This window comes from Bifidobacterium scardovii JCM 12489 = DSM 13734 (assembly GCF_001042635.1).
GTDB lineage: Bacteria > Actinomycetota > Actinomycetes > Actinomycetales > Bifidobacteriaceae > Bifidobacterium > Bifidobacterium scardovii.
In genome coordinates this window covers 3,135,612-3,158,347 of sequence record NZ_AP012331.1, presented here as the reverse complement: position 1 = coordinate 3,158,347, position 22,736 = coordinate 3,135,612, and the positions used below count along the sequence as shown (strand labels likewise).

Here is a 22,736-nt window from a genome sequence, read left to right as displayed (position 1 = left end):
GCGGCCCTCCTTGACTCAGACGATTAAAATAACAACAGTCAATTTTTACTCCGAAACCTAGAAGTTATCCACAGGCTTGCGTGTTGAAATTACTGGATTGTGAATAACATCCATGTAATTTGTGGATAACTTTTGACCGCTCTTGCCTGATTTTCCAACGTTTCACGCGACACGCCGAAAGCTCCCGACACGACCGAGATGTGAAAACCCGCTCGGCGTTTTGACTTGTGGGCAGGGGTGAGAGTACTTTGGTATAGCTTGACTCATGAGGAGCCGTGCGTTCGCATGGCTAAAAACCGGGAGCATTAATTATGAAGAGGACATTCCAGCCGAATAACCGCCGCCGTCACATGAAGCACGGCTTCCGCCTGCGCCTGCGCACTCGTTCCGGCCGCGCCGTCATCAACCGTCGTCGCGCCAAGGGCCGCAAGTCCCTGTCCGCCTGAACCATATCAGCGGCGTAACCGACGTGGAACGGCTGAAGAGCCATCGTGACTTTGTCACCGTGCTCAAATGCCGTCGCAAAGTCAGCGATAAGGATATCGTCGTGCACTATCTGGTGCGCGACGATTCCTCGATTTTGGGCGATGCGGCGATAGATGGGCGACGGCTTGGTCTGGCTGTTTCCAAAGCGGTGGGTAATGCGGTGACGCGCAATACCATGAAACGCAGGTTTCGCGTATTGGCGCGCCAATATGAATCTCGGCTTCCCGAGCGGTGCGATATCGTGTTGCGGGCCAAGCCCAGTGCCGCTCGTGCGGACTTCCGATCATTGGATGGGCAGATGGCTTCACTGTTCGATGCCGTCAGCCGTAAAGCCGCTAAGCGTGATCGACGATGAGTGTCGCCGGTGGGATGATTCGTGCCATCCGTTGGTATCAGCGGGTGATTTCCGCCAACCGACCAGCGTGTTGCCGGTACTATCCCACTTGCTCGCATTATGCAATTGAAGCGTTGCAACGATATGGCGCGTTCCGTGGCGGTGTGCTTGCCGCACTGCGCCTGTTGCGCTGCCGACCTTGGAGCCGTGGCGGCATTGACGATGTTCCGCAGCGCTATTCCGTGTTTTACCGATTTTCCTGGTCGAAGGCGCATGAAGAGCCTCGACTGACACCACTGGCCGATGCCGAATATGGCGAACATAAGGAGATGGCCTAAGCGATGAACACCGATCAATTCCTACTGGACAGCGGCTTCTGGGGATGGCTGTATAAGATCCTCACGCCGGTCGAATGGCTGATGACCCAGATCATGGCGCTGTTCCACAAGTTCCTGACCATGCTCGGCATGTCGCCCATCGGCTTCTCGTGGGTTCTGTCGATCATCTTCCTGGTGCTTGTGGTGCATGCATGTATTCTGCCGATCTACGTCAAGCAGATGAAGTCGATGCGCAAGATGCAGGCATTGCAGCCCAAGATGCAGCACATCCAGAACAAGTACAAGGGCAAAACCGATCAGGCCAGCAAAGAAGCGCAGCAGCGCGAGATGATGAAGCTGTACCAGGACAACGACGCCAATCCTGCCGGCTCGTGCCTGCCGATGCTCATCCAGGGCCCTGTGTTCATGTGCATGTTCTACACGCTGTCCGCGATTCCCTATATCGCCAAGGGCAAGCGAGCCGCGCTCGGTGCGTTCGATGTGGCCACGGCACAGCAATTCTCCAAGACCACCGTGTTCGGCGTGAACGTGACCGACACCTTCAATAATTCCGGCACGCAGGGCAAGATCGTCATCGGCATCTTCGTCGTGCTCATGTGCGGCTGCATGTGGCTCATGCAGTACAACAACATGAAGAAGAACGTGGCCCCCGAGACCATGACCGGGCAGAACGCCATGATGCAGAAGGCCATGCTGTGGATCTTCCCGATCATGTACGTCTTCTCCGGCGGGGTCATGCCGTTCGCCGTGCTGGTGTACTGGCTCACCAACAATGTGTGCAACTTACTGCGTTCGATGTGGCAGGTCTATGCCTTCCCGACCCCGGGCACGCCGGCCGCCGAGGCCAAGAGAGTCCGTGATCACAAGCGCGAGAACGAGCGCCGCGCAAAGGCCGGCCAGATGTCCCTCGAAGAAGAGGCGTTGGCCAAGGCCAAGGAGGAAGCGGAACGCAAGCTGAATCAGGGCTATCAGCGTGTGCAGCCGCAGCGGAAGAACCGCAAAAAGAAATAACCATTGATTATCTCAGGAACCCGCAAAATTCATAATTTTTGCGGGTTCCTGATTTACACTTGGGACAGAACCTCGCTGGATAAGGAGTAATGGACATATGGCGCAGGATGAAGATAAGACAATCGATCAGCTCAACGAGGAAGCTGATATCGCTGCCGACTATCTGGAAGGCTTGCTCGACATTGCCGATTACGAAGGCGATATCGAGATGGGTGTGCGCAACGGCCGGCCCATGGTTCAGATTGTTGCGGATGACGACACCGATATCAAGCATCTGATCGGGCGCAATGGGGAAGTGGTCGACGCGCTTCAGCAGCTCACCCGCTTGGCCGTGCAGCAGAAAACCGGCGAACGCTCGCATCTGATCGTCGATGTCGACGGGTTCCTGAAGCGCAAGCGTCAGCGGCTGCATGACATCGCGCTCGACGCCATCGACGAGGTCAAGGAGAGCGGCGAGCCGGTCGATCTCAAGCCGATGAATTCCTTCGAGCGCAAGGTCATCCACGATGTGGTGCGCGAGGAGGGTATGAAGTCTCGTTCCCACGGCGAAGAACCGCATCGCTATGTGACGGTATATATGAAGGCCAGCTCCGATGAGGCGGCCGACGATGTCGATGAAGTCGAGGGCTGATCGTGTCCGAACATGTTTCACATGAAACACATTCGGATGACTCGCTGTCATCGGTAGTCAAGGTGGTCGATGTTTCACATGAAACATCGACCACAGTCGACTCGCTCGACGGGTCGCCGATTCTTCGCCAGGTGCTCGGGCCGGCTCTGCCTGCCTTGGAAATGTTTCACATGAAACTTATGCGTGAAGGCGAGCCGCGAGGCATCATCGGTCCGCGAGATGTGGGTATCATCTGGGAACGGCATATTCTCAACTCCGCTGCGGTGGTCCCTTTTATCCGGGAAGCGACCCACCGGGAACGGTACAAGACCGTTGCCGATATTGGCTCCGGTGGCGGCTTTCCCGGCCTTGTTGCCGCAGCCTGTCTTCCCGATCATCAGTTCACTCTGATCGAGCCTATGGAGAGGCGCGTGGAGTGGCTCAATGAATGCGTGGCGGAAATGGGATTGACCAATGTTTCCGTACTGCGTGCCCGCGCGGAAGAAGCCATTGCCCAAATTCGTCGTCGTGATTCCGGCATGCATTCTTTTGCTGTGGTGACGTGTCGAGCCGTGGCTCCGATGACCAAATTGACCGGATTGACGCTACCGTTGTTGAAGTCCCAAGGTCGATTCGTTGCATTGAAGGGACGGTCTGCGCAGGCGGAAATCGATAAAGCCAGCAAGATCATCGCTAAGGCTGGTGGCCTCAGACCTCGTGTGGTCGAGGCTCCCGTCGGTCCTGACTTGGAACCCACGCATGTTGTGCTTATCGACCGACGCTGACTGACTTATCCACATTTTTAGGTCATGCACAAAGTTATCCACATTTCTGCACTGATTGCCGTGATATCGCGGTTTTCCTTGGAATTCAGCGATTTCTGGCGTTGTTTGTTGAACGGATGCAGACTTGTCTACAACTTTTATCCACAGTTATCCACATCCATGTGGACAACTTGAGCATGTCCATGCAGCTGGTAAAACTTGATCATATTGTCTTGTGTAAGGAGGGGCTGTGACCACGACGAATACGAATGCTGTGGGCTCGATGTCTGGCGCTGAATCAGTGGAAGATACGATCAATCGTATTTTTTCGGGCTCTGATTCCTCATTGGGTATGGAAATCGCCCATGAATCGAGTCGATTCGCCGCGATTGAAGCGGCGGTGTTCCCCAAGCCGGATCGGACTCGTATCATCGCCGTAGCCAATCAGAAAGGTGGCGTCGGCAAGACCACCACCACGGTCAACATTGCGGCTGCGCTGGCGCTCGGGGGAGCGCGCGTGATGGTCATTGACATGGACCCTCAGGGCAACGCATCGACCGCATTGGGAATCCAGCATGGCAGCGGTATCCCGTCAGTGTATGACGTTCTGGAAGGCCGTTCCTCGATCGATGAGATCCGGCAGCAGTGCCCGGACTTCACCACTCTTGACGTGGTGCCCGCTTCGATTGATCTCAGCGGCGCCGAGCTGGAAGTTGCCGATGCCCCCAATCGCAATGATCTGTTGCATGACGCCGTGCACGCTTTTTTGTCGGCGACCGATGACCATTACGAGTACATCTTCATCGACTGCCCTCCCAGCCTTGGATTGCTGGTGATCAATGCCATGTGCGCGGCGGAGGAGATGCTTATCCCGATCCAGGCCGAGTATTACGCCTTGGAAGGATTGGGCCAGCTGCTGCACACCATAGGGTTGGTGCAGGAGCACTTTAATTCGTCGCTGCTGGTGTCGACCATGCTCGTCACCATGTTCGACAAACGCACCCTGCTCAGCCGGGAGGTCTTTGACGAGGTCAAGCAGCATTATCCCTCCATTGTGCTGGATACCACCATCCCACGTACGGTAAAGATCTCCGAGGCGCCAAGTTTTGGCCAGAGTGTGATCGCCTATGATCGGCGAGGCATGGGAGCCACTGCATATCGAGAAGCCGCTTTGGAAATAGCGCGGCGATCCAAGCAAGTACTGGAAGCAATCGCTAATAAACGAGGAGAACACTGATATGGCAACGAAGTCACGTCTTGGCAAAGGCCTTGGAGCGTTGTTCCCCGATCTGCCTGGGGAGCAGTCGGCGAAGACAACCAAGCCATCGGTCGTTGCCGCCCGACCCGTTACCGGCAATACGCCGGCGGGGGAGACCCAGTCCAAGAAGACCCAGCAGCAGCCCGCTGCCGATGTCGTGCGCGATGGATCCCCGGCCAGCGGAGCCAAGGCCGAGACGGCCGAGCGTCAGGGGCATCAGAATACGCATGCTGGGTCCGGCAAAGCCAAGGGCAAGCGTGCGTCCATGCCGGCCTTGGATGATATCGCGCATCCCAGCGACTTGTTCTTTGGCGATCTGACCGAGAATCTTTCGGGGAACGTCAGCGCTACGTCTTTGGATAGCGCACCGCGTTCCGGCAAAGCGCATGGCAGTGTTTCACATGAAACAAAGACCGAGGAAAAACCGAAGTTGAAGCCGGTATTGGGCGGATACCTCGATGAGCTCAATATTTCGGATATCGGCCCCAACGAGCATCAGCCTCGTACCATCTTCGACGAGGATGAGCTGAACGAGTTGGCGGCGTCCATCACCGAAGTCGGTGTGCTGCAGCCTATCGTGGTGCGCAAGCGTCCGGTGAAATCCGTTGGCGCCGCACCGACCAGTGGTGAAGCGTCCGCGCATGATGCCGGCAAGGATGCGAGCAGCAACACCCCGTATGAATTGATTATGGGTGAACGGCGTTGGCGTGCGTCGCAGTTGGCGGGATTGAGCACGATTCCCGCGATCGTGAAGACCACCGCCGACGATGACATGCTGCGTGATGCGTTGCTGGAAAACCTGCATCGTGTGGCGTTGAATCCGCTGGAAGAAGCCGCCGCATATCAGCAGATGATCGACGAGTTTGGTCTGACGCAGGCGGAGTTGTCCAAGTCGGTGTCCAAATCACGGCCGCAGATCGCCAACACTTTGCGTCTGCTGAATCTTCCTGCCGTGGTGCAGAAGAAGGTTGCTGCAGGTATTTTGTCGGCGGGGCACGCGCGTGCGCTGCTCGCTTTGACGGATGAGTCGGAGATGGACAAGCTGGCCGCGCGCATCATCGCCGAAGGACTGTCGGTGCGATCCACCGAAGAGATCGTGTCGATGAAGATCGCACAGGGGGAGCAGCCCAGAAATGCCCGCGCCAACAGGAACAATCCGTGGGCCAATTCGCCGATCCAGCAGAATCTGGAAAACCGCTTCGATACGAAAGTGACGATCAAGGGATCGCAAAAGCACGGTCGCATCGAAATCGTCTTTTCCTCCCCCGAGGACATGGATCGCATCCTGTCACTGCTCATGCACAGCACAACCACCGCTCCCGCTCCCGAAGGCGAATGGAAGTAACCCGCCTCATTACCAATAGGTGATGGGGGATCAGCTTCATAGAGGGGAGCTGGCCGCGCAGCGGCCTGAGGGGAGCATACCGCAAATCGCCCGATATCAAGCTGATCCGCATATTCTCCTCTCAGTCGGCTGCGCCGACAGCTCATCCGCGATCAAGGACGGCCTTGCGGCCGCAGTCTTATCTGCTCGCTGTCGTTCGCCTTCGCCTACAAACGCCTCCGGCGTTTGCTTAACGGCTCAGCCTCAGAGAGGGGAGCCTCAAAAACGTAATATGAATAGATAGGCTATTCGTCGGGGATGTTGGCTCCCCTCCATGAGGGGAGCTGTCGGCGCAGCCGACTGAGGGGAGCACAGGTGGTGGTAACCGCTTTGCGGCTAGTTCATTGGTTTCGGTGTAATAGCGCCAATGAAGCACGGCTATTAATGCAAAATGTCCGGTTATACCCCTATCAGTGGAGGGGTGTATAACCGGACACAGCAAAAAACACAGTGGACCGTTCGATCCACTGCAGCGAGAGAAGCGAATCAGCCTACCAGATACGATTGGGCGTCCAGGGCCGCGCGGCATCCCATGCCGGCTGCGCTGATGGCCTGGCGATAGGTACGATCCACCACATCTCCGGCAGCGAACACTCCGTTCACGGACGTGCGTGTGGATGCGCCGTCCACGACGATGTATCCGTCATCGTCGAGAGCCACGGCGTCACCCAGGAACGACGTAGACGGCGTGTGACCGATGGCGACGAAAATGCCGCTGGCTTCCAACACGGATGTTTCATGTGAAACAACATCGCGAAGCGTCACCGAAGTCGCACCGGTATCGTCACCGTTGACAGATTCCACGACCGCGTTGGTGATGATACGGATCTTTTCGTTCTCCTTGGCCCGATCCACCATGATCTTTGAAGCGCGGAATGTATCACGCCGGTGTACCAGTGTCACCGAAGAACCAAAACGAGACAGGAATTGTGCCTCTTCGAATGCGCTATCGCCGCCGCCGACCACGACGATCGGCTTATCCCGGAAGAAGAAGCCATCGCATGTCGCGCAGTAGGAGACGCCGCGTCCGGAGTACTGCTCTTCGCCGGGGACGCCAAGCTTGCGGTAACTGGAACCCGTGGTGATGATCACCGCACGCGCCGACAGAACGTCGCCGCCATCCAGCGTCAGCGTCTTGACCGGCTTGGAGAAGTCGACGGATGCCACATCGTCGTAGATCAGCTCGGCACCGAACTTTTCGGCCTGCTGCTGCATGGCATCCATCAGATCCGGGCCCATCACGCCATCCGGGAATCCGGGGAAATTCTCCACTTCCGTGGTGTTGACCAGCTGTCCGCCTGGCGTCAAGGCACCGGCGATAACCGTGGGATGGTAGCCGGCGCGTCCCAGATAGATGGCGGCAGTGTACCCGGCCGGGCCGGAGCCGATAATGACGGCATCATGTATATCGTTACTCATGCGTCCAACTGTACCAAGAGCACGCTATTGCGCTGCGTGCGAATACCGAACGACGCAGGGGGCAGTTCCTCCGTGAGGAGACGGAGTTGTTTGTAGACGAAGGCAAGCTGACGATCGGACTGACAGGCTGCGACCAAAGGTCGTCCTCGATTGCAGGACAAGTTGCCCGTGAAGCGGCTCACGACTATGGCTCCCCTCGCTGAGGGGAGCTGTCGGCGTAGCCGACTGAGGGGAGACCATGCGAATTAGCTTAATTCAGGCACTCGTGGTAATGCTTCCCTCAGTCCGCTTCGCGGCCAGCTCATCCGCAATCAAGGACGGCCTTACGGCCGCGGTCCTATCTGCTCACTGTCGTTCGCCTTCGCCTACAAACAGCTCCGCTGTTTGCTTCACGGCTCAGCTTCAGCGAGGGGAGCCAGACATAGGAAACGAACTCACGGCGTGGGATACTAGAACAGTTCGACCTTTTGGATGTAGAGCTGGTTGTTCGGCATGCTGTCGGCCGGAACCCACATGACGATATCCTGCGTCTTGGTCACCTTCGTGAACTTGACCTCGGTGGTGCCGCCCTCGGCGAAGGTGAATTCCCCGACCTGATCGCCCTGGTTGGGATCGCCGGTCGTGTTCGCGTAGATGTATCCCTTGCCGCCGGATGTGGTGATGTGCACGACGAGGCGGTACGTATCATGCGCCTCATTGAGGTGCAGATGATAGGCGTATCCGCGCTGCCCGCCCGGGTCGGTCACGAACTGCTGGCTGGCGATGGACAGCGGCGTGTTGTTCTCGTACCGCGGTGCCGGCACGCTCTGCACGTTCTTGTCCTTCGTCTCCACGGTCTGCTTGGACGAATCGTCCTTCTTGTTGCTATCGGACTTGTTGCTGTCGGACGACTGCTTCTTGGAGTCATTCGCGTTGTCCGAGGACTGGTTCTTATTGGCGTCCTTGTTGGCGGTGTCGGCCGAATCCTTCGACTGGTCCGTGCCGTTGCCATCCTTCTTATCTGCAGAGTCGGCCGAATCGGTGTTGTCGGACTGCGATCCGTTGGTGGATTTGCCGAATGGCACGGCATCCAGATTCTCGTCGGAGAACGGATCGGAGGAAGCGCCACTGCCGCCGATGTTGCCCTGCGTATCGTCTATCAGCGAATTCACCGCCAGCGTGCCGGCCACGATCAATACGATCACGCCGACGATCACGGAGATGATCTTGGTGGGCAGCCCGCCGAAGAGCTTCTGATCGGCGACGGTTTCGTCGGCCGGGATGTTCAGCGTGAACTTCGACTGCTGATCTGGTTCGTATGCATCGTCCGTAGGCGCGTCTCCACCGTGGGGGATGGGCTCGCTGCCGATCGGGGGAATGATCTGCGTCTCCTCCATTGACGGATCGATCGGAACCACCGGCTGCGGCGGCTGGATCGCGACCGTCTCGGGAGCGGCTTCCGATTCCTCGGACGGATGACGAATACTAGACACATCGAGAGAAAGTGTTGATTTATTGGGGGTTCCCGTCTGGCCGTCAAACGCGGAGAACAGATCGCCGGTCATCGGGGTCACATCGACCACGTCATCGGAATCCAACGCCGTGGAGTACTTCGGCATATTCAGCGTCAGGGCCGGCATCGGGTTCGAATTGATGATATCGCCGGGGATATCGGCCAGGTCGGCGCCATCGCGAGGCAGCAGCGTGACGCTGCTGATGGAGGCGTCGCCGCTGATCCCGGGCAGGGCGATATCCCGGTCGAGCAGCCGGCCGAGCGGCGTCCAGTCGCCCAGCAATGCGTCCAACTCCGCCAGAGACGACATCGGCAGATCGGTGCCGTTGCCGGGCAATCCAAGCCCGCGCTTGCAGATCAGCTTGAACTCGCCGGGAACGTCGGCGCCGATACGGGACAGATCGAATCGGGCGTCCGGGCTTGAAGGCGTGCGGGTGAGCATCGCGTACAGCAGCGCGGCCAGTTGGCGCACCGCCGTCACTTCCGCCGGAAGATTCTGGCTCGCGCTGCCTGACACGTCCTGCAGCATCGAGCTGAGCGGAGTATCAGCCAGCTGCACGCCTTCCACGCTGACGCGCACGGTGTCGGTGCCGATCGCCTGATGCGTCAAGCCCTGCGACAGCAGGGTGCGCACGGCCTGCGTGGTCTCGCCCATGATCGAGCGCATCGCATTGAAGCTGAGAATGCGGCCCGTGGAGCTCTTCAGATAATGGGTCAGGGACAGGCCGGCGTCAAGCTGGGTGATGATGAGCGCCGCGTCGCCGTGCCGCTGCATCTGCAGCACCTGGGTGAACTGGCGGTTCTTGATAAGCGCCAGCGCCGAGGCGATCGCCGTCACCTGGTCCAGCACCCGCCTGTCGGTGATCAGGAACAGCTGGCAGTCTCGGGTGAGCACTCGGTCGCTTGCCTTCCACGCCTCCAAGCCGGTCTCGTCGCGCAACAGTGCCACCAGCGTATAGCGGTTGGCGATGGTATCTCCCAGCTGAGGCTTCATGCTTTTTCCGACTCCGTAATGCGTATGTTCCGATGACTGCGGTTGCTGTGCCATTCTAGCCGTCGGTGTGGTCGAGGCAAGCGGGCTGGCCGCATTCGCGGACACCGCCGGAACAGGGGGTTGAGCGTCGCCGGACAGGCGGGGTCGGTCGGCCGGATCGGCGGCCGGCCGACCGACCGCGGAAGCGGTGTCGGTACCCTGTGCGGCGTCGTGCGCGGCACCGTGATCCGCCGCATCGCCGTCGGCCACGGCTCCGGTCTTTGCACCGGCCCTGCCCATCCCCAGCCGAGCCGCGACCATGCGCGTCGCGCTGACCAGCTCATCCGACCGCATCAGCCACAGCACCGCGGCATAGACCGCGACTGACACCACCGTGAGGATCACGCAGACGGCCACCGCCTGGAACCAATTCATCGATCCGTCGTCTCGGCCGATTTGCGCGCCGACCAGACGATACACCGGATGCTGCAGCGCCAGGCCGCACACCACGGCGGCGACGCCGGCCACCACCGCCTTGAGATAGGCGATGGTGATGCGCTTGCCGTCCAAATGCCCGCCGAATCGCGCGCGCAGCGGTTTGACCAGGAACGGGAACGCCAGCAGGTGGCCTATCGTCGAGGAGATGCCCAGCATGGTGACCCAGTACACCGGCGACAGCACATGCGTGGACCCGAGCAGGATGCCCACATACAGGATGTTGAACAGCAGCATGAAGAGGAACGGGTTCTTGCCGTCCTCGAAGGCGTAGAACGTGCGCTGGATGATCAGATAGGCGCTGGACAGGGGCAGGCCTATGCCCTGCGTCATCAGCGGGGCGGCGATCATGATCGCCTCCTTGACGCTGACCGACGGCAGCAGCGCGAGGATGACCGGCACCGGCATCACGATGAACGCGACCGTGAAGAAGATCATGAGCACGCCGACATTGCGCAGCGATTGGCTGAACAGCCCCCGGGCATCGTCGATGTCGCGATCGCCGATCGCCTGCGAGATGCGGGGGAACATCGCGGTGGCGACCGACACGGCGATCAGCGAGTACGGCAGCACATACAGCGTGAAGGCGTTCTGGTAGGTCGCGTTGCCGGCGACGTCGATCTGCGCGATGCCGAGCAGCCGCTCGGCGGTCGCCGGGGCGCTGGTCGTGATGCGCGTGCTGATGATGCTGGCCAGCTGGTCGACGACGACGATGCCGATGCTCCAGCCGGCGACCGAACCCATCGCGCGCAGGCCGATGCCGGAGATGCCCCATTTCGGCCGGTAACGCAGCCCACAGCGCATCAGCGGCAGGAACAGGATAAGTGCCTGGAACGCCACGCCAAGCGTCCAGGAGCCGGCTATCAGCGTGATTCTGGCGGGCGTCCAGAACTCCAGCGGCTGCTCGTTCGCCTTGCCGAAGAGCAGGATGAACGCGGTGAAGCCGGCGCAGCTGATGACGTTCGCGCCGACGGAACTCCACGCATACATGCCGAAGTGGTTCTTCGCGGCCAGAATCTGGCCGAGTACCGTATACAGGCCGTAAAAAAAGATCTGCGGCATGCACCACAGGGTGAACGCGTTGGTCAGCGCCTGCATCTCGGGGCCGGTGTCCTGCCCGACGTACAGCCGGGTCAGCAACGGGGTGGCGACCGTCATCAGCGCGGTGATCGCCAGCAGCAGCGCGATGGCGAGCGAGATGAGCTTGTTCAGCCGTTCCTCGGCGTCCTTCTCCTTGAGCGTGCGCACGATCTGCGGCACCAGCACCGCGTTGAAGATGCCTCCGGAAACGAGGGCGAAGACGGCCTGCGGGATCATCGCGCCGGCCTGATAGGCGTTCGCCGCGATGCCGGTGGTGCCCAACGCGGCCGCAAGCAGGATGGTGCGCACCTGCCCGGTCACGCGGGACGCGGCCGTGCCGGCGGCCATGATCAGTGAATTGCGTCCTACCGATGAACTCATTCGTCCGGATCCTTCTTACGATGGAACTGGCGCCACAAGCCGAGCAGCCCCAGCACGACGGCGGATCCGATGATCACGAATCCGCTCATGTCGCTGATCTGCAGCACGCTGGTGATGGCCGTGATCTGGGGGGCTCCGAACGGTATGCCCCCGCGATCCTGCAGTGTGACGGTGGCGTTGGTGGAGCCTGACGTAGACACGCGGATCGTGAACGTGACCTGTGCCTCGCTGCGGGGAGGCACTTCCACGTCGGTGAAGCGCGATGTGACGATTTCCATCGAATCGGTGATCGAGGACACCCGCACATGGACCGGGAACGGGCTGGCATTACTGATGGTCACGGGCATTTTGGCTGTTTCGCTCACCACGGTGATCGACTCGATCCGGGTGATGGTGACCGACCCCATCAGCCGCGAGGCCAGGGTGGTCGCCCCGTTGGTCATGCGGCTGCTGACCTGCGCGTCGTTGCCGAGCGCGTGCAGCGCGATGGTGTGCTGCACGTCGAGCAGGGACGCGATCCACGCTTTGGCCTGCGCGGCTTCGGAGCCGTTGGCGGCGCCCGATCCGGCGGCATCGCCCGACGCGGCGCCGGCGTTCGTATCGGTGCCGCCCGTGCTCCCTGAACCGTCCCCGTTACCGGTGCCGTTGCCGGTGCCTTCGGCCGCGTCGCCGGTCTTGGCCTGCGCGGACGCGCCCTGATCCGCGGCCATCACGTTCTCCGAGAATCGGGAGATATCGCCACGGGCGCCGGACAGCGCCGACAGGGTCTGGTTCAGACTGGCGTTTTCGCCGTCGTCGAGCGCGTCCTTGTCGTGGACGAGCTGCTGCGCGTCGTCGCCGGTGGCGTAGGCGTCGGCCTGTTGCAGCGTGTCCAGGCTGGTGAGCTCCAGCCACGGCGCCTGCTCCAGCGCATTCATCAGGGCGTCGTTGGCGGTGGTGTTGTCGGCGGACAGGCAGACCAGCAGGTTGCGCGCGGTGTACGGCTGTTCCATCTGGTAGAAGGCGCTCTGCGCGATGAATCTCGAGAGGCGGCCGGCATCGCTGTTCTCGCTGTCGGCGGTGTCGCTGGTCGGCGTGCCCTGCGCAAGCTGCGCCAGTTCCTTCTGCTGCGCCAGCACGGTGATGTCGCCGGCATCGGTGGATACGACCAGATTGCCCGTGTGCACGGTCGAGTTGTCGCTTTCGTCGAATTCATGGTCGGCGATCACGGTGGTATATCCCTGCCGGCGCGCCTCGGTCAGGGATTGCATCGTCCAGGTGCCGTTGCCCTGCCATGCGTAGACGGCCGGCTGCGCGTTGTCGTCGCCCACGGCGCTGCGATAGAGACGCTGCGAGGCGTCGGCGTTCCAATCCTGGGCGGTGACGCCCGTCGCCGTGTAGGCGGAGGCGTTGTCGGTCGCCGCGTATGTGGTGATGTCGAAATCGGCCGGCTGCATGATGCCGCTGACGGGAACGTCGCTGTCCAGCGCATCCAGCGCCAGGGGGTCGGCGATCACCTGCAAATCGCCGTGCTTGGCGATGAGCTGTTCCTGTGCCTCCTTGAGCTGCGCGCTTTCCCCCAGGGACACGATATCGGCGGCCGATCCCTCCTTGCTATCGAGTTTGTTGTCGAGCAGCGCATTCATGGCGGTGTCGTCGATCTGCCACTTGTCGCTGGTCAGCGGCATGGCGACGGTAAGGCTCATGGCCGGCGTGTTCGCCCCCGCCAGTCCGTCGTTGGACCGGGTGAGGAAGGTGTGCGACTGCTCGTGCGTTCCGGTGCCGTCGGTGCCGCTTGGGCCATCGTTGCCGCCGTTCGCCCCGCCGTTGGACGCGTAATCGATCAGCAGCGGCTTGGGGCCCCAGGTGACGATCGATTTGAGCGCGTCCTGATCGGCGGCGACGTCTATCGATACGTTGGCGCTGGCCCCGGGCTGCAGCGCCGGCACCGTGGCGGTTCCCAGCTGGTTGGGCACCGGGATGTTCGCCTGCCCTTGGGCCCAATCCTGCATATCGGTGCGCGACACGAAGATGTGGAAGACGTTGGTCGACAGGGTCAGCGTACCGGCGGCGACCGCGCTGTCGGCGTGGTTGGTGATCGTCGCCTTGAAGTGGTAGCCGGACGACGCGGTGACCACGGGGGTCGCCGCGGTCATGGCGATCGTGACGCCGTCAGACGCGCCGCCGTCGCCGGCATTGTCGTCCGCCAGGGCGGGCCGGACGGTCGCCATGCACATCGCCACGGTCATCAGCAGCGCCAGCAGGGCGCCTGTCGCGCGGTGCAGCGTGCCGATCACAGTGGCCGAGGCCGCATGCCGACGATGCGGATCTGGGGCTGGAGGGGGAGTCAACGTTATGCCTGCCTATTCAGTTTCCTTGCATAAAGCCATGCGATCTTGCGTTCATTAGGATAGCTGAGCACGCCGTCCAAATCGTCGAAATTCACCCAGATCGCGTCTTCGGCCTCATGATCCGGGTCGCCTTCGACGGTCAGTTCGCCGCCGATCTGGCGCAGCGCGAAATGGTGCACGAGCTTGTGCACGCGCTGGCTGGTGCCGGTGAACCAGTAGTCGATGGTGGCGATCGAGTCGACGACCTCGCCCAGAATGCCGGTCTCCTCGTGCACCTCGCGCACGGCGGTCTGCTGCGGGGTTTCCCCTTTTTCGATGTGCCCCTTGGGCAGGCACCATTCCAGATGGCCGCTGCGCGAGTGCCGCGCGATGATCGCGACCCGGCCCCGCTCGTCGAAGACCAAACCTCCCGCGGAGTACTCGCGCACCACGGGAAGTTCCTGGGCGTCCAGCGAGGCGAACGTGGTCGGTCCGTCCGAAGAGCGCCGTTGCGGCATGATCGCCGGCGTGGGGGTGCCGGGAACGGGTGGCTGCAGGTCGTCGGCGTCGTCCGGCGAATCGATGGACGGCATCGGCGTGTCGGAGATGCGCACGCGCGTCACGGACTCGGAAGTGTAGAGCAGTTCGTCCGGCGCCAGCGGATCCAAGGCATGACGATTCGGCGCATGGGCGAGCATGCGCGCGAGGTCCGCTGGCGTAATCATGATTCCCACCTTACTCAAATCTTGTGCAGGTGGGGTAACGGTATGCTGATATCGATAGAAAACTTCTTGGCCTTGAAAGGGTGGCAGTGGACTTCGAGGTGTGGCCTGAGGCCATTGAATTGGGGCGTTTGTTCGCCGAACGAGGGTATGAACTGGCATTGGTCGGAGGACCGGTGCGCGATTTGCTGCTGCACAGAAAATCGCACGATCTGGATTTCTGCACATCGGCGCGTCCCGACGAGTTCGAACCGATCCTCAAGCGGTGGGGCCATGACGGGTTCTGGGATATGGGCCGCAAGTTCGGCACGCTCGGGGCCATGCGCCGGCGCGCCGACGGCACCGAGGTGCAGGTGGAGATCACCACATACCGGTCCGACACGTATGATCCCGATTCGCGCAAGCCCGAGGTGAACTACGGCGACACGCTGGAGGGCGACCTGTCGCGCCGCGATTTCACCGTCAACGCGATGGCGTTGCGCGTGCCCGACCTCGAATTCGTCGATCCGTTCGGCGGGGCGAACGATCTCGCCAAAGGCGTGCTGCGCACGCCGGTCGACCCGAGGCAGTCCTTCGACGACGATCCGCTGCGCATGATGCGTGCCGTGCGTTTCGTCGCGCAGCTGGGGTTCCGCATCGCTCCGGACACCGCCGAGGCGATCTCCGACATGGCCGATCGCATCGACATCGTATCCGCCGAGCGCGTGCGCGACGAGCTGGTCAAGCTCATGCTGTCCGACCGCCCGCGCGCCGGCATCGAGGAGTTGGTCGAATCGGGTCTTGCCGACATCGTGTTCCCGGAGATTCCGGCTCTGCAGCTGGAGATCGACGAGCACCACCGCCACAAGGACGTGTTCGAGCACACGATGACCGTGCTGGACCGCGCGGTGGCGCTGGAGACCGGCCCGGACGGCCCGGTGCCGGCGCCGGACCTGACCTTGCGCCTCGCCGCGATCATGCACGATATCGGCAAGCCGCGCACGCGCCGCTTCGAGCCGGGCGGCAAGGTGAGCTTCCACCACCACGACGCGGTCGGGGCGAAGATGACGCGCAAGCGGCTCAAGGCGCTGCACTTTGACCACCATATGGTCGAGGACGTGAGCGAGCTGGTCAATCTGCATCTGCGGTTCCACGGCTATGTGGACGAGCCGTGGACCGATTCCGCGGTGCGGCGCTATGTCAAGGATGCGGGGCCGCTCTACGAGCGCCTGAACCGGCTGACGCGCGCCGACGCGACCACGCAGAACCGCCGCAAGGCCATGGTGTTCGCCTCGGCGATGGACGAGATGGAACAGCGCGTGCGCGACCTCAAGCAGAAGGAGGATTTCGACGCGATCCGCCCCGATGTGGACGGCAACGAGATCATGGAGCTGCTCGGCTTGGAACCCGGGCCGATGGTCGGGCGCGCCTACAAGCACATGCTTGAATACCGGCTTGACAACGGGCCGGTCGATCATGACGTCGCGGTGGCCGAGCTGAAGCGCTGGTACGCGGGGCAGCGGTGAGCGTCGGCGCCGCGATTCGGCGCCGACGCATTGCGAATTCCTGAATCCTGCTTGCAGCCTTACTGCTGGGCGTTTGGATCCGTGTTGTTCACCGGCGTGTGCTTGATCGCCTTCGGCAGGTTGATCATCTTGTCGGCGGGCACGCAGCCTTTGATGTTGACGATTGTGTCGTTGGTGCCGGGCACGTCCTTCTTGTCCGCGAGATCGTTGAACGTGGCGCCCAGCACGACGTCGATGAGCATGTCCTCACGGTCGTCCATCACCATCATCGTGTCGGTGAAGTTCGAGTTCAGCGTGTAGGCCTGCGCGATGGCGTTCTTGCCGAAGTAGATGGTGGTGCGCTCCACCTTCTTGCTGGAGTAGTTGTCGACCTGCGGCTGGGGGAAGTTGCGGTTCTCCAGCGCTTCGGCCACGGCGCTGGCGAAGCCGAAGGAGGGGGTGCCGTTGAGCACGCGGATGCTGACGCTCTTGTTGTCCGTGTACTTGATGGTCTTGCCGTCGGCATCCGTCGGGGCGCACGGTGCGGTGACGCCGTAATTCGGCAGCACGGTGGCGGTTTTGACCAGACCGAGGCCGAACACGTTGTAGTAGAACAGCAGCGAGATCACCAGCGCCACAGCCATCACCATGCCGGTGATGGAGAACACCAGCCGCTGACGCCTGCGCATATAGGCCTTGCGTGCCGCCCGTTCGTCGTAAGATTCCGCCATCCCTGTTCCTCCGATTTCGACTGCTATAACCTTACCGGCACTGGCTGACGCGGATGGCCGGCGTTGCAGGGGTTTGCGCGGCGATGATGCGGTCGACCGCCCCCGACTCGGTCCATGCCCGCCGCACGGCCGCCGCCACCCGATCATCCGGCACGAACGCCACGACGGACGGCCCGGATCCGGATACCAACGCCTGAGATGCCCCGGCCAACCGGGCCTCGTGAATGGCCTGACCGGAACGCGGATGCAGCGCGATCGCGGCGCGCTGCAGGTGATTGTCGCTGTCGGGCGAGGCGCCAAGACGGTCGAACTCGGCATACACCTGCGGCGTGCTCAGTTCGTCGCGATACGCGCCGATCAGCGCCATGCCGGCGAATCCGCGGCTGACCAGCCCCTGCCGGTCACCCTCCGTGATCTCCTCGATCCTTTCACCGAATCCGCGGCCACGCGCGTACCCGCCACTCAGGCAGAACGGCATGTCGGCGCCCAGACCGGCCGCCACCTGGCGCAGGCGCCCGAGGGGCCAGTGCAGCCCCCACAGCTCATTGAGCCCCAGCAGGGTGCCGGCCGCATCCGCCGATCCGCCGCCGAGCCCGGCCGCCACGGGAATGCGTTTTTCCAGACTGATCGCCACATCCGGCGCATGCCCGCAGGCCTCGGCTAGGGCGAACAGCGCCAGAACCGCATGGTTGCGGCGCATATCGCTGGCCGAGGCGGCCAGATTGCCCAGATGCGCTCCACTGAGATCCAGGGAGAACCCGGCCCCGGGCTCCTTGGCGGTGAGCGTGACCGTATCGTAGACGCCGATGCCGCAGTACACCGTGTCGAGCTCGTGGCGCCCGCCCCATTCCTCGTGCGCGGCGCCGACGTGCAGGATCAGGTTGGTTTTCGCCGGCACGTCGACGCTGACCATGCGCCCGGAAGCGTCCGTTGCCGTTGCCGGGTCGCCGGGACGGGCGATCGCGTGGCGGGAAGGCATCGTGGTGGGCATCGGCAGCGTCGCGGTCATCGCGAGGCCTCCTGAGCGTGGTCTGCGTCCGCGGCCGTCGCCAACGCGGCGAATTCGGCGATCGTCAGCGTCTCGCCTCGACGGGTCGGGTCGATGCGCGCGGCGTCGAACGCTTCCGCCGGCACCATGCGCTTCAGCGCGGCGTGCAGCGTCTTGCGGCGCTGGCCGAATGCCGCGTCGATCAGGCGGAACGTCGACTCGCGGTCCGCGGAACCGACCACGGCGGCCTGTTCGGCCGGCGAATACCGGTCGAAGCGCACCAGCGCGGAATCGACGTTCGGCGCGGGCCAAAACACGTTGCGCCCGATGTTGCCGACGCGCTTCGCGGTGCCGTACCAGGCGAGCTTCACGCTTGGCGTGCCGTAGATCTTGCTGCCGGGGGCCGCCGCCAGGCGGTCCGCCACCTCCTTCTGCACCATGACCAGGAACGAGCTGAGATTGTCGAATCGCTCCAGCAGGGTCAGGATGATCGGGGTCGCCACATTGTACGGCAGATTCGCCACCAGCGTGAAGCGTTCGTCCCCATTGAAATCGGGCACGTTGCCGGGGGTCACCGCCAGCGCGTCGCGGTTGACGACGGTAAGGCGCTCGGCCGCCTCGGGCATGAACTCGGCGATGGTGCGCGGCAGACGCTTGGCCACGGGAGGGTCGATCTCCACGGCGGTCATCGTCGCGCCGGTTTCCAGAATCGCCAGCGTGAGCGAGCCGAGCCCCGGGCCGACCTCCATCACATGCGTGTCGGCGGTCACGTCGGCCTCGCGCACGATGCGGCGCACGGTACCTGGGTCGATCACGAAATTCTGGCCGAACTTCTTGGTTGGGCTGATGCCGGCGTCGGCGGCGATGCGCCGGATATCCGAGGCTCCCAGCAGCCGCCCGGACTCATGCGCCGGTGCGGCGCCGCCCTGCGGCGCCGTGTATCGCGGATCGGGTCCCTGCCCGCCGGTGGTGTTCTCGCTCATATTCCTGCTCTCTTCTCTGGCTGCTGTGATGTTCCCTGAGGGAGTTCCCCGATCATCGACTAATACCAGCCGGCCGATTCGGAATGCGCCCATGCCTGTGAAGGGCTGCCGTAGCGCTGCGCGATGTACGACAGGCCCCAATCGATCTGGACGGCCGCGTCGTTGCGCCAATCCGCGCCGAATGCTGCCATTTTGCTGCCGGGCAGGGACTGCGGGATGCCGTAGGCCCCGGAGGGGTTTTCCGCGTACCACAGCCAGCGGGATTCGCGGTTCCACAGCTTGACCAGGCAGTTCCACTCGTTGCCGGTCCAGCCCCGCTGTGCCGCGGCTCCGGCGGCGTAGGTCTGGGCTTGGGCCGCGGTCGGGCGCCACAGACGCGCGGACGCGCTGCCGTCGGATGTTCCGCTGCCGGTGTTGCCGCTGGCGGATGAATCGTTGGCGGACGAATCGTTGACGGTTCCGTTCGATGCGTTCGCATCGCCCGTGGACCCGCTGCCGGTGTTGCCGCTGGCATTGCCGCCGTTGGTGTTGCCCGATGACGACCCGGAGTCGTTGCCGGCGTCGCCCTTCGAGCCGTTGCCGGTATTCGTGCCGGCAGCGTCCTTGCCGGTGTCCTTGCCGGTGTCCTTGCCGTCGGTCTTGCCGGTGTCCTTCTTGCTGTCGGTGCTGCTGCCGTTGGCGCCGTCATCGCCCTTGCCGTCGGTGTTGTCGCCGGCGCTGGCGTTGCCGTTTCCGGTGTCTTTGCCCGATTCCGTCTGTTCCGGGCCGACGGCGACGACCGTGTCGAGCGCGATCTTCGTCGTGGTTTCGGAAATCAGGTTCTCCGATTCGGCCGCGCCATCCACATAGGTGACGTCGTACACCTGCTGGGTTTCGCCGTCCTCGCCCTGCTGGCGGATCACGGCCTCGCCGGGCTGCAGCGACGAGTCGATGACCGTCTGCGTGCCGTGCGGCACCGCCACCGTGCGGGTCTCCTGACCGTGCGTGACGCGCTGCACGCGCAGGATCGTCCGGTCGCCGTCCTTTTCGACGCTGACTCGGTCCTCCTTGTTCAGCGTGATGCCCTTGGAGTCGAGGATCGAGGCCGCGGGCAGCTTGCCGTTCGGCGCCTCCGAACTGGTGCCGTCGGCGATCACGGTCACCGGGCCGGATTCGTTGATGACCAGGCCGCCGGTGAGCTTGTTGTAGACGTTGCTGATGTTGACCGTGACCTTGGCGGCCGCGGCTTCGTTCGCCGCGAAGAATCCGAGCAGCTGGTCGGCGCTGGTGGCCGTGGTCCAGAACGGAACCTTCTGACCGTCGATGGTGATGGTCGTCTGATAGGCGCTCTGCACGGTCACCACGGCATGGTCGGCGAGCTTGTTGCCTCCGGCCGTCGACTCGACCAGATCATGGGTTTTGACGTCGATGCCCTGCGATTCGAGCAGCCGGTCGACGCTCATGGCGTATGTGGTCACGGTCGTCGTTTCGCCGTTGACGGTCAGCGCCACGGTTTTGCGGGCCGTAAACGCGAAGCAGGCGACCGCGACCGCCGTTACGGTCGCCACACAGATGCTGACGCGAATACGGCGCAGCATGACCAATCGCTGCGGGGTCCAACGCCTGATCATCGATTCCTCATTTCCGTGCTACGGGCTGCTGCTACGGGGCTACGGGTTGCATTGTATCGGTTAGGGCCGGATCGAAGGCCGTGCATGGCCCACCGTCACCCATACCCCCACATTTGCGGTCTACCATGAAAGGATCCGATGCCGAACCCCGGAAGTGAGGGCCCCGTGTTCGGGGCGTATCAGGGTAAGAAAAAGGGGGCGGGAGAGAAGGGGATGTTCCCGCCCCCTTGTAGGGGCAGAGCCGGTTGGGGGAACGCTCTGCCCACTCGCCAGAAGCCATAAGTTGGGGGAAGGCTTCTGGACCACTTACACAGGGTAAGTCTCATTTATTGTTACGCAGACAAACCACGTACACCTACACTGTACACCGTTTTTCCGCACGACGAGCCTCCTGTCGGGATCGAACCGACGACCTGCCGCTTACAAGGCGGCCGCTCTGGCCATCTGAGCTAAGGAGGCGGACCGTGGGTCAACGATGATGAACCACGGACGAATGACTAGCATACCAGCACATGTAGAACGTTCGATACGGCCGTGGCGCCGGCCGCCCGATCGCGCCCCTATGCGCCCCGCTGACGCCGTATATCGGGGGAGCGACGTGCCGTTATGCCGGGGATGATGGGGTATCCGGCAAGATGGCCAATCCGAAAAACCCTCACGCCGTGAGGCGGGGAGACGGGGCCCGGCACCCGCCTCACAGCGGTTCCGCCGGGCCTGCCGTCACTCGCCGGTCATCACTCGCCAGTCATCACCGAAATCGGGTCCTTGTCGGCGCCGATCGACGGCAGTGCTCCCTCCACGCCGACCTGATCGGAACTCAGGCCCACCGACTCGAGGAAGCCGTCGACGAGCGTCATGTTGGCCGCGGTGACGTCGCTCAGGTTCCAGCGCTTGCCGTTGATCGTCAGGGTCGGCGTGGTGAACGAGCCCTCGTAGGTGCCGGAGGTGTTCAGCAGTTCGGAACGCTTCGGCGTGTACACGTTCATCGCGTCCAGCCAGTCCTGATAGTCGCGGCCGAACGCCTTGTCGGCGACGGTCTGGGATACGCCGGCCTTCGTGGCCTGCTCCTTGAGCTTGTCGTCGCTGACCGACTTGTAGCCGCTGCCTTCCGAAGGCTGGAAGTCCTTGGCGTACAGGTTCGAGACGAACGACAGCAGATGGTCCGGGTCGTCGTCGTGATCGGCGATGTACAGCGCGGCGTTCGCGGCGCGGCTGGAGTACTCGTCGGTCGAATAGCTGTCCATGAACGACAGGAAGTGCAGTTCGAGATTGAGCTGTCCGGCGTTGACCAGCTTGATCAGCGTCGGGTCGAGCTGCTGGTTGACGCTGCCGCATCCGGGGCAGATGAAGTCCATATAGATGCCGACCGTGGGCACGCCGTCGACCTTCTGGCCGTACCCCTTGTTGGAGAGGAGGATGCCGCCCTGCTTGTCGGCGCGAGCCGGCTTGTTCTCCACCGCCTGAACCTTGGAGTAGGCCTCGTCGACCGACATGTTCGCATTGGCGTTCGCGTCGCGGCGCGAATTCCAGAAAACGACCGCGATCAGTGCGATCAGCACGACCACCACCGCCACGGCGATGCCGCCGATGATGGTCTGCTGCCGGCGTTCCTTCGCCGCCTGCTCCGCGGCAGCCTGCTCGGCCGCCGCCTCGGCCGCGCGCCGCGCGGCCCGGTTCCGCTGTTTCGCCTGTTTTTTCAGGTTCTGTGCCATCTGAATACAGTCCTTTCACCCAACAATCTCGCCCATGATAACCGACGGGGCTGCGTGCATCACTCAGGGCATAACGGTATGTGAACAGGGTGTTCCCGCACACGGCCGGTATCGGGCGTGCGCCGGGCGGAACCGGATATCGGGGTGGTCGCCAGTCATTGCGCGGTATGCC

At 62.4% G+C, this 22,736-nt stretch carries 18 protein-coding genes and 1 tRNA gene; 9 read left to right on the top strand and 10 right to left on the bottom strand.

The window, feature by feature from the left end; translation table 11 throughout:
* Positions 1–311 precede the first annotated feature (311 nt).
* The 8 genes from rpmH to BBSC_RS12620 all read left to right on the top strand — a co-directional run bounded on the left by rpmH (position 312) and on the right by BBSC_RS12620 (position 6,146).
* Entirely contained in the window at positions 312–446 is a 135-nt protein-coding gene (gene rpmH / locus BBSC_RS12645; protein WP_033518382.1) for a 50S ribosomal protein L34, read from the top strand.
* A gap of 23 nt (positions 447–469) precedes the next feature.
* A complete protein-coding gene (rnpA, locus tag BBSC_RS13530) occupies positions 470–841 on the top strand; it encodes a ribonuclease P protein component (RefSeq protein ID WP_081893083.1) in 372 nt (123 codons plus the stop codon).
* Between the two features lie 14 nt (positions 842–855).
* Positions 856–1,158 carry a membrane protein insertion efficiency factor YidD gene (gene yidD, locus BBSC_RS13525; RefSeq protein ID WP_049184848.1) on the top strand — a complete coding sequence of 101 codons (303 nt, stop codon included), beginning with the start codon at positions 856–858 and terminating at the stop codon, positions 1,156–1,158.
* Between the two features lie 3 nt (positions 1,159–1,161).
* A complete protein-coding gene (gene yidC, locus BBSC_RS12640; RefSeq protein ID WP_033518380.1) occupies positions 1,162–2,169 on the top strand; it encodes a membrane protein insertase YidC in 1,008 nt (335 codons plus the stop codon).
* A 97-nt stretch (positions 2,170–2,266) separates the two neighbouring features.
* Entirely contained in the window at positions 2,267–2,800 is a 534-nt protein-coding gene (locus tag BBSC_RS12635) for a Jag family protein (protein ID WP_033518379.1), read from the top strand.
* Between the two features lie 62 nt (positions 2,801–2,862).
* Positions 2,863–3,564 (top strand): 16S rRNA (guanine(527)-N(7))-methyltransferase RsmG, encoded by a 702-nt coding sequence (rsmG, locus tag BBSC_RS12630; protein WP_033518377.1) that lies wholly within the window; start codon positions 2,863–2,865, stop codon positions 3,562–3,564.
* Positions 3,565–3,826: 262 nt separating this feature from the next.
* Complete coding sequence (locus tag BBSC_RS12625) at positions 3,827–4,780, top strand: ParA family protein (RefSeq protein ID WP_033518420.1); 954 nt, start codon at positions 3,827–3,829, stop codon at positions 4,778–4,780.
* A gap of 1 nt (position 4,781) precedes the next feature.
* The gene (locus BBSC_RS12620) at positions 4,782–6,146 is read left to right on the top strand and encodes a ParB/RepB/Spo0J family partition protein (protein WP_033518376.1); all 1,365 of its coding nucleotides are present in this window, start codon (positions 4,782–4,784) and stop codon (positions 6,144–6,146) included.
* A 525-nt stretch (positions 6,147–6,671) separates the two neighbouring features.
* Here BBSC_RS12620 and trxB read toward each other — a convergent pair.
* The 4 genes from trxB to BBSC_RS12600 form a co-directional block, all read right to left on the bottom strand.
* Entirely contained in the window at positions 6,672–7,604 is a 933-nt protein-coding gene (gene trxB, locus BBSC_RS12615) for a thioredoxin-disulfide reductase (protein ID WP_033518374.1), read from the bottom strand.
* A gap of 449 nt (positions 7,605–8,053) precedes the next feature.
* A complete protein-coding gene (locus BBSC_RS14315; RefSeq protein WP_033518372.1) occupies positions 8,054–12,025 on the bottom strand; it encodes a murein biosynthesis integral membrane protein MurJ in 3,972 nt (1,323 codons plus the stop codon).
* Entirely contained in the window at positions 12,022–14,241 is a 2,220-nt protein-coding gene (locus tag BBSC_RS12605; protein ID WP_306558649.1) for a DUF6049 family protein, read from the bottom strand. The genes BBSC_RS14315 and BBSC_RS12605 overlap by 4 nt, the downstream gene beginning before the upstream one ends.
* 116 nt (positions 14,242–14,357) lie before the next feature.
* On the bottom strand, positions 14,358–15,059 hold the full coding sequence (locus BBSC_RS12600; protein ID WP_033518370.1) for an NUDIX hydrolase: 702 nt from the start codon (positions 15,057–15,059) through the stop codon (positions 14,358–14,360).
* Between the two features lie 86 nt (positions 15,060–15,145).
* Between BBSC_RS12600 and BBSC_RS12595 the strand changes: the two genes are divergently transcribed.
* Positions 15,146–16,561: a CCA tRNA nucleotidyltransferase gene (locus BBSC_RS12595; RefSeq protein WP_033518369.1), complete on the top strand. Its 1,416-nt coding sequence runs from the start codon at positions 15,146–15,148 to the stop codon at positions 16,559–16,561.
* Positions 16,562–16,620: 59 nt separating this feature from the next.
* On the opposite strand, the gene BBSC_RS12590 is transcribed toward BBSC_RS12595, so the two are convergent.
* From BBSC_RS12590 to BBSC_RS12565, 6 genes are all read right to left on the bottom strand, one after another.
* Positions 16,621–17,271 carry a LytR C-terminal domain-containing protein gene (locus BBSC_RS12590; protein ID WP_033518368.1) on the bottom strand — a complete coding sequence of 217 codons (651 nt, stop codon included), beginning with the start codon at positions 17,269–17,271 and terminating at the stop codon, positions 16,621–16,623.
* A gap of 31 nt (positions 17,272–17,302) precedes the next feature.
* The gene (locus BBSC_RS12585) at positions 17,303–18,184 is read right to left on the bottom strand and encodes a 4-(cytidine 5'-diphospho)-2-C-methyl-D-erythritol kinase (protein WP_033518416.1); all 882 of its coding nucleotides are present in this window, start codon (positions 18,182–18,184) and stop codon (positions 17,303–17,305) included.
* A 92-nt stretch (positions 18,185–18,276) separates the two neighbouring features.
* Positions 18,277–19,242 (bottom strand): 16S rRNA (adenine(1518)-N(6)/adenine(1519)-N(6))-dimethyltransferase RsmA, encoded by a 966-nt coding sequence (rsmA, locus tag BBSC_RS12580; protein WP_081893084.1) that lies wholly within the window; start codon positions 19,240–19,242, stop codon positions 18,277–18,279.
* 59 nt (positions 19,243–19,301) lie between these two features.
* A complete protein-coding gene (locus tag BBSC_RS12575) occupies positions 19,302–20,852 on the bottom strand; it encodes an aggregation-promoting factor C-terminal-like domain-containing protein (protein WP_033518366.1) in 1,551 nt (516 codons plus the stop codon).
* A 385-nt stretch (positions 20,853–21,237) separates the two neighbouring features.
* A tRNA-Thr gene (locus tag BBSC_RS12570) sits at positions 21,238–21,311 on the bottom strand.
* 275 nt (positions 21,312–21,586) lie between these two features.
* Positions 21,587–22,564, bottom strand: coding sequence for a DsbA family protein (locus BBSC_RS12565; RefSeq protein ID WP_033518364.1), 978 nt, complete (start codon positions 22,562–22,564; stop codon positions 21,587–21,589).
* Between the last annotated feature and the right edge of the window lie 172 nt (positions 22,565–22,736).

Excerpts from the sequence above, each read along its gene's own strand:
- rpmH (WP_033518382.1), top strand. The coding sequence starts at position 312 with ATGAAGAGGACATTCCAGCCGAATAACCGCCGCCGTCACATGAAGCAC.
- yidD (WP_049184848.1), top strand. The coding sequence starts at position 856 with ATGATTCGTGCCATCCGTTGGTATCAGCGGGTGATTTCCGCCAACCGA.
- yidC (WP_033518380.1), top strand. The coding sequence starts at position 1,162 with ATGAACACCGATCAATTCCTACTGGACAGCGGCTTCTGGGGATGGCTG.
- BBSC_RS12635 (WP_033518379.1), top strand. The coding sequence starts at position 2,267 with ATGGCGCAGGATGAAGATAAGACAATCGATCAGCTCAACGAGGAAGCT.
- BBSC_RS12625 (WP_033518420.1), top strand. The coding sequence starts at position 3,827 with ATGTCTGGCGCTGAATCAGTGGAAGATACGATCAATCGTATTTTTTCG.
- BBSC_RS12620 (WP_033518376.1), top strand. The coding sequence starts at position 4,782 with ATGGCAACGAAGTCACGTCTTGGCAAAGGCCTTGGAGCGTTGTTCCCC.
- trxB (WP_033518374.1), bottom strand. The coding sequence starts at position 7,604 with ATGAGTAACGATATACATGATGCCGTCATTATCGGCTCCGGCCCGGCC.
- BBSC_RS14315 (WP_033518372.1), bottom strand. The coding sequence starts at position 12,025 with ATGAGTTCATCGGTAGGACGCAATTCACTGATCATGGCCGCCGGCACG.
- BBSC_RS12605 (WP_306558649.1), bottom strand. The coding sequence starts at position 14,241 with ATGTGCATGGCGACCGTCCGGCCCGCCCTGGCGGACGACAATGCCGGC.
- BBSC_RS12600 (WP_033518370.1), bottom strand. The coding sequence starts at position 15,059 with ATGATTACGCCAGCGGACCTCGCGCGCATGCTCGCCCATGCGCCGAAT.
- BBSC_RS12590 (WP_033518368.1), bottom strand. The coding sequence starts at position 17,271 with ATGGCGGAATCTTACGACGAACGGGCGGCACGCAAGGCCTATATGCGC.
- BBSC_RS12585 (WP_033518416.1), bottom strand. The coding sequence starts at position 18,184 with ATGGTCAGCGTCGACGTGCCGGCGAAAACCAACCTGATCCTGCACGTC.
- rsmA (WP_081893084.1), bottom strand. The coding sequence starts at position 19,242 with ATGAGCGAGAACACCACCGGCGGGCAGGGACCCGATCCGCGATACACG.
- BBSC_RS12575 (WP_033518366.1), bottom strand. The coding sequence starts at position 20,852 with ATGATCAGGCGTTGGACCCCGCAGCGATTGGTCATGCTGCGCCGTATT.
- BBSC_RS12565 (WP_033518364.1), bottom strand. The coding sequence starts at position 22,564 with ATGGCACAGAACCTGAAAAAACAGGCGAAACAGCGGAACCGGGCCGCG.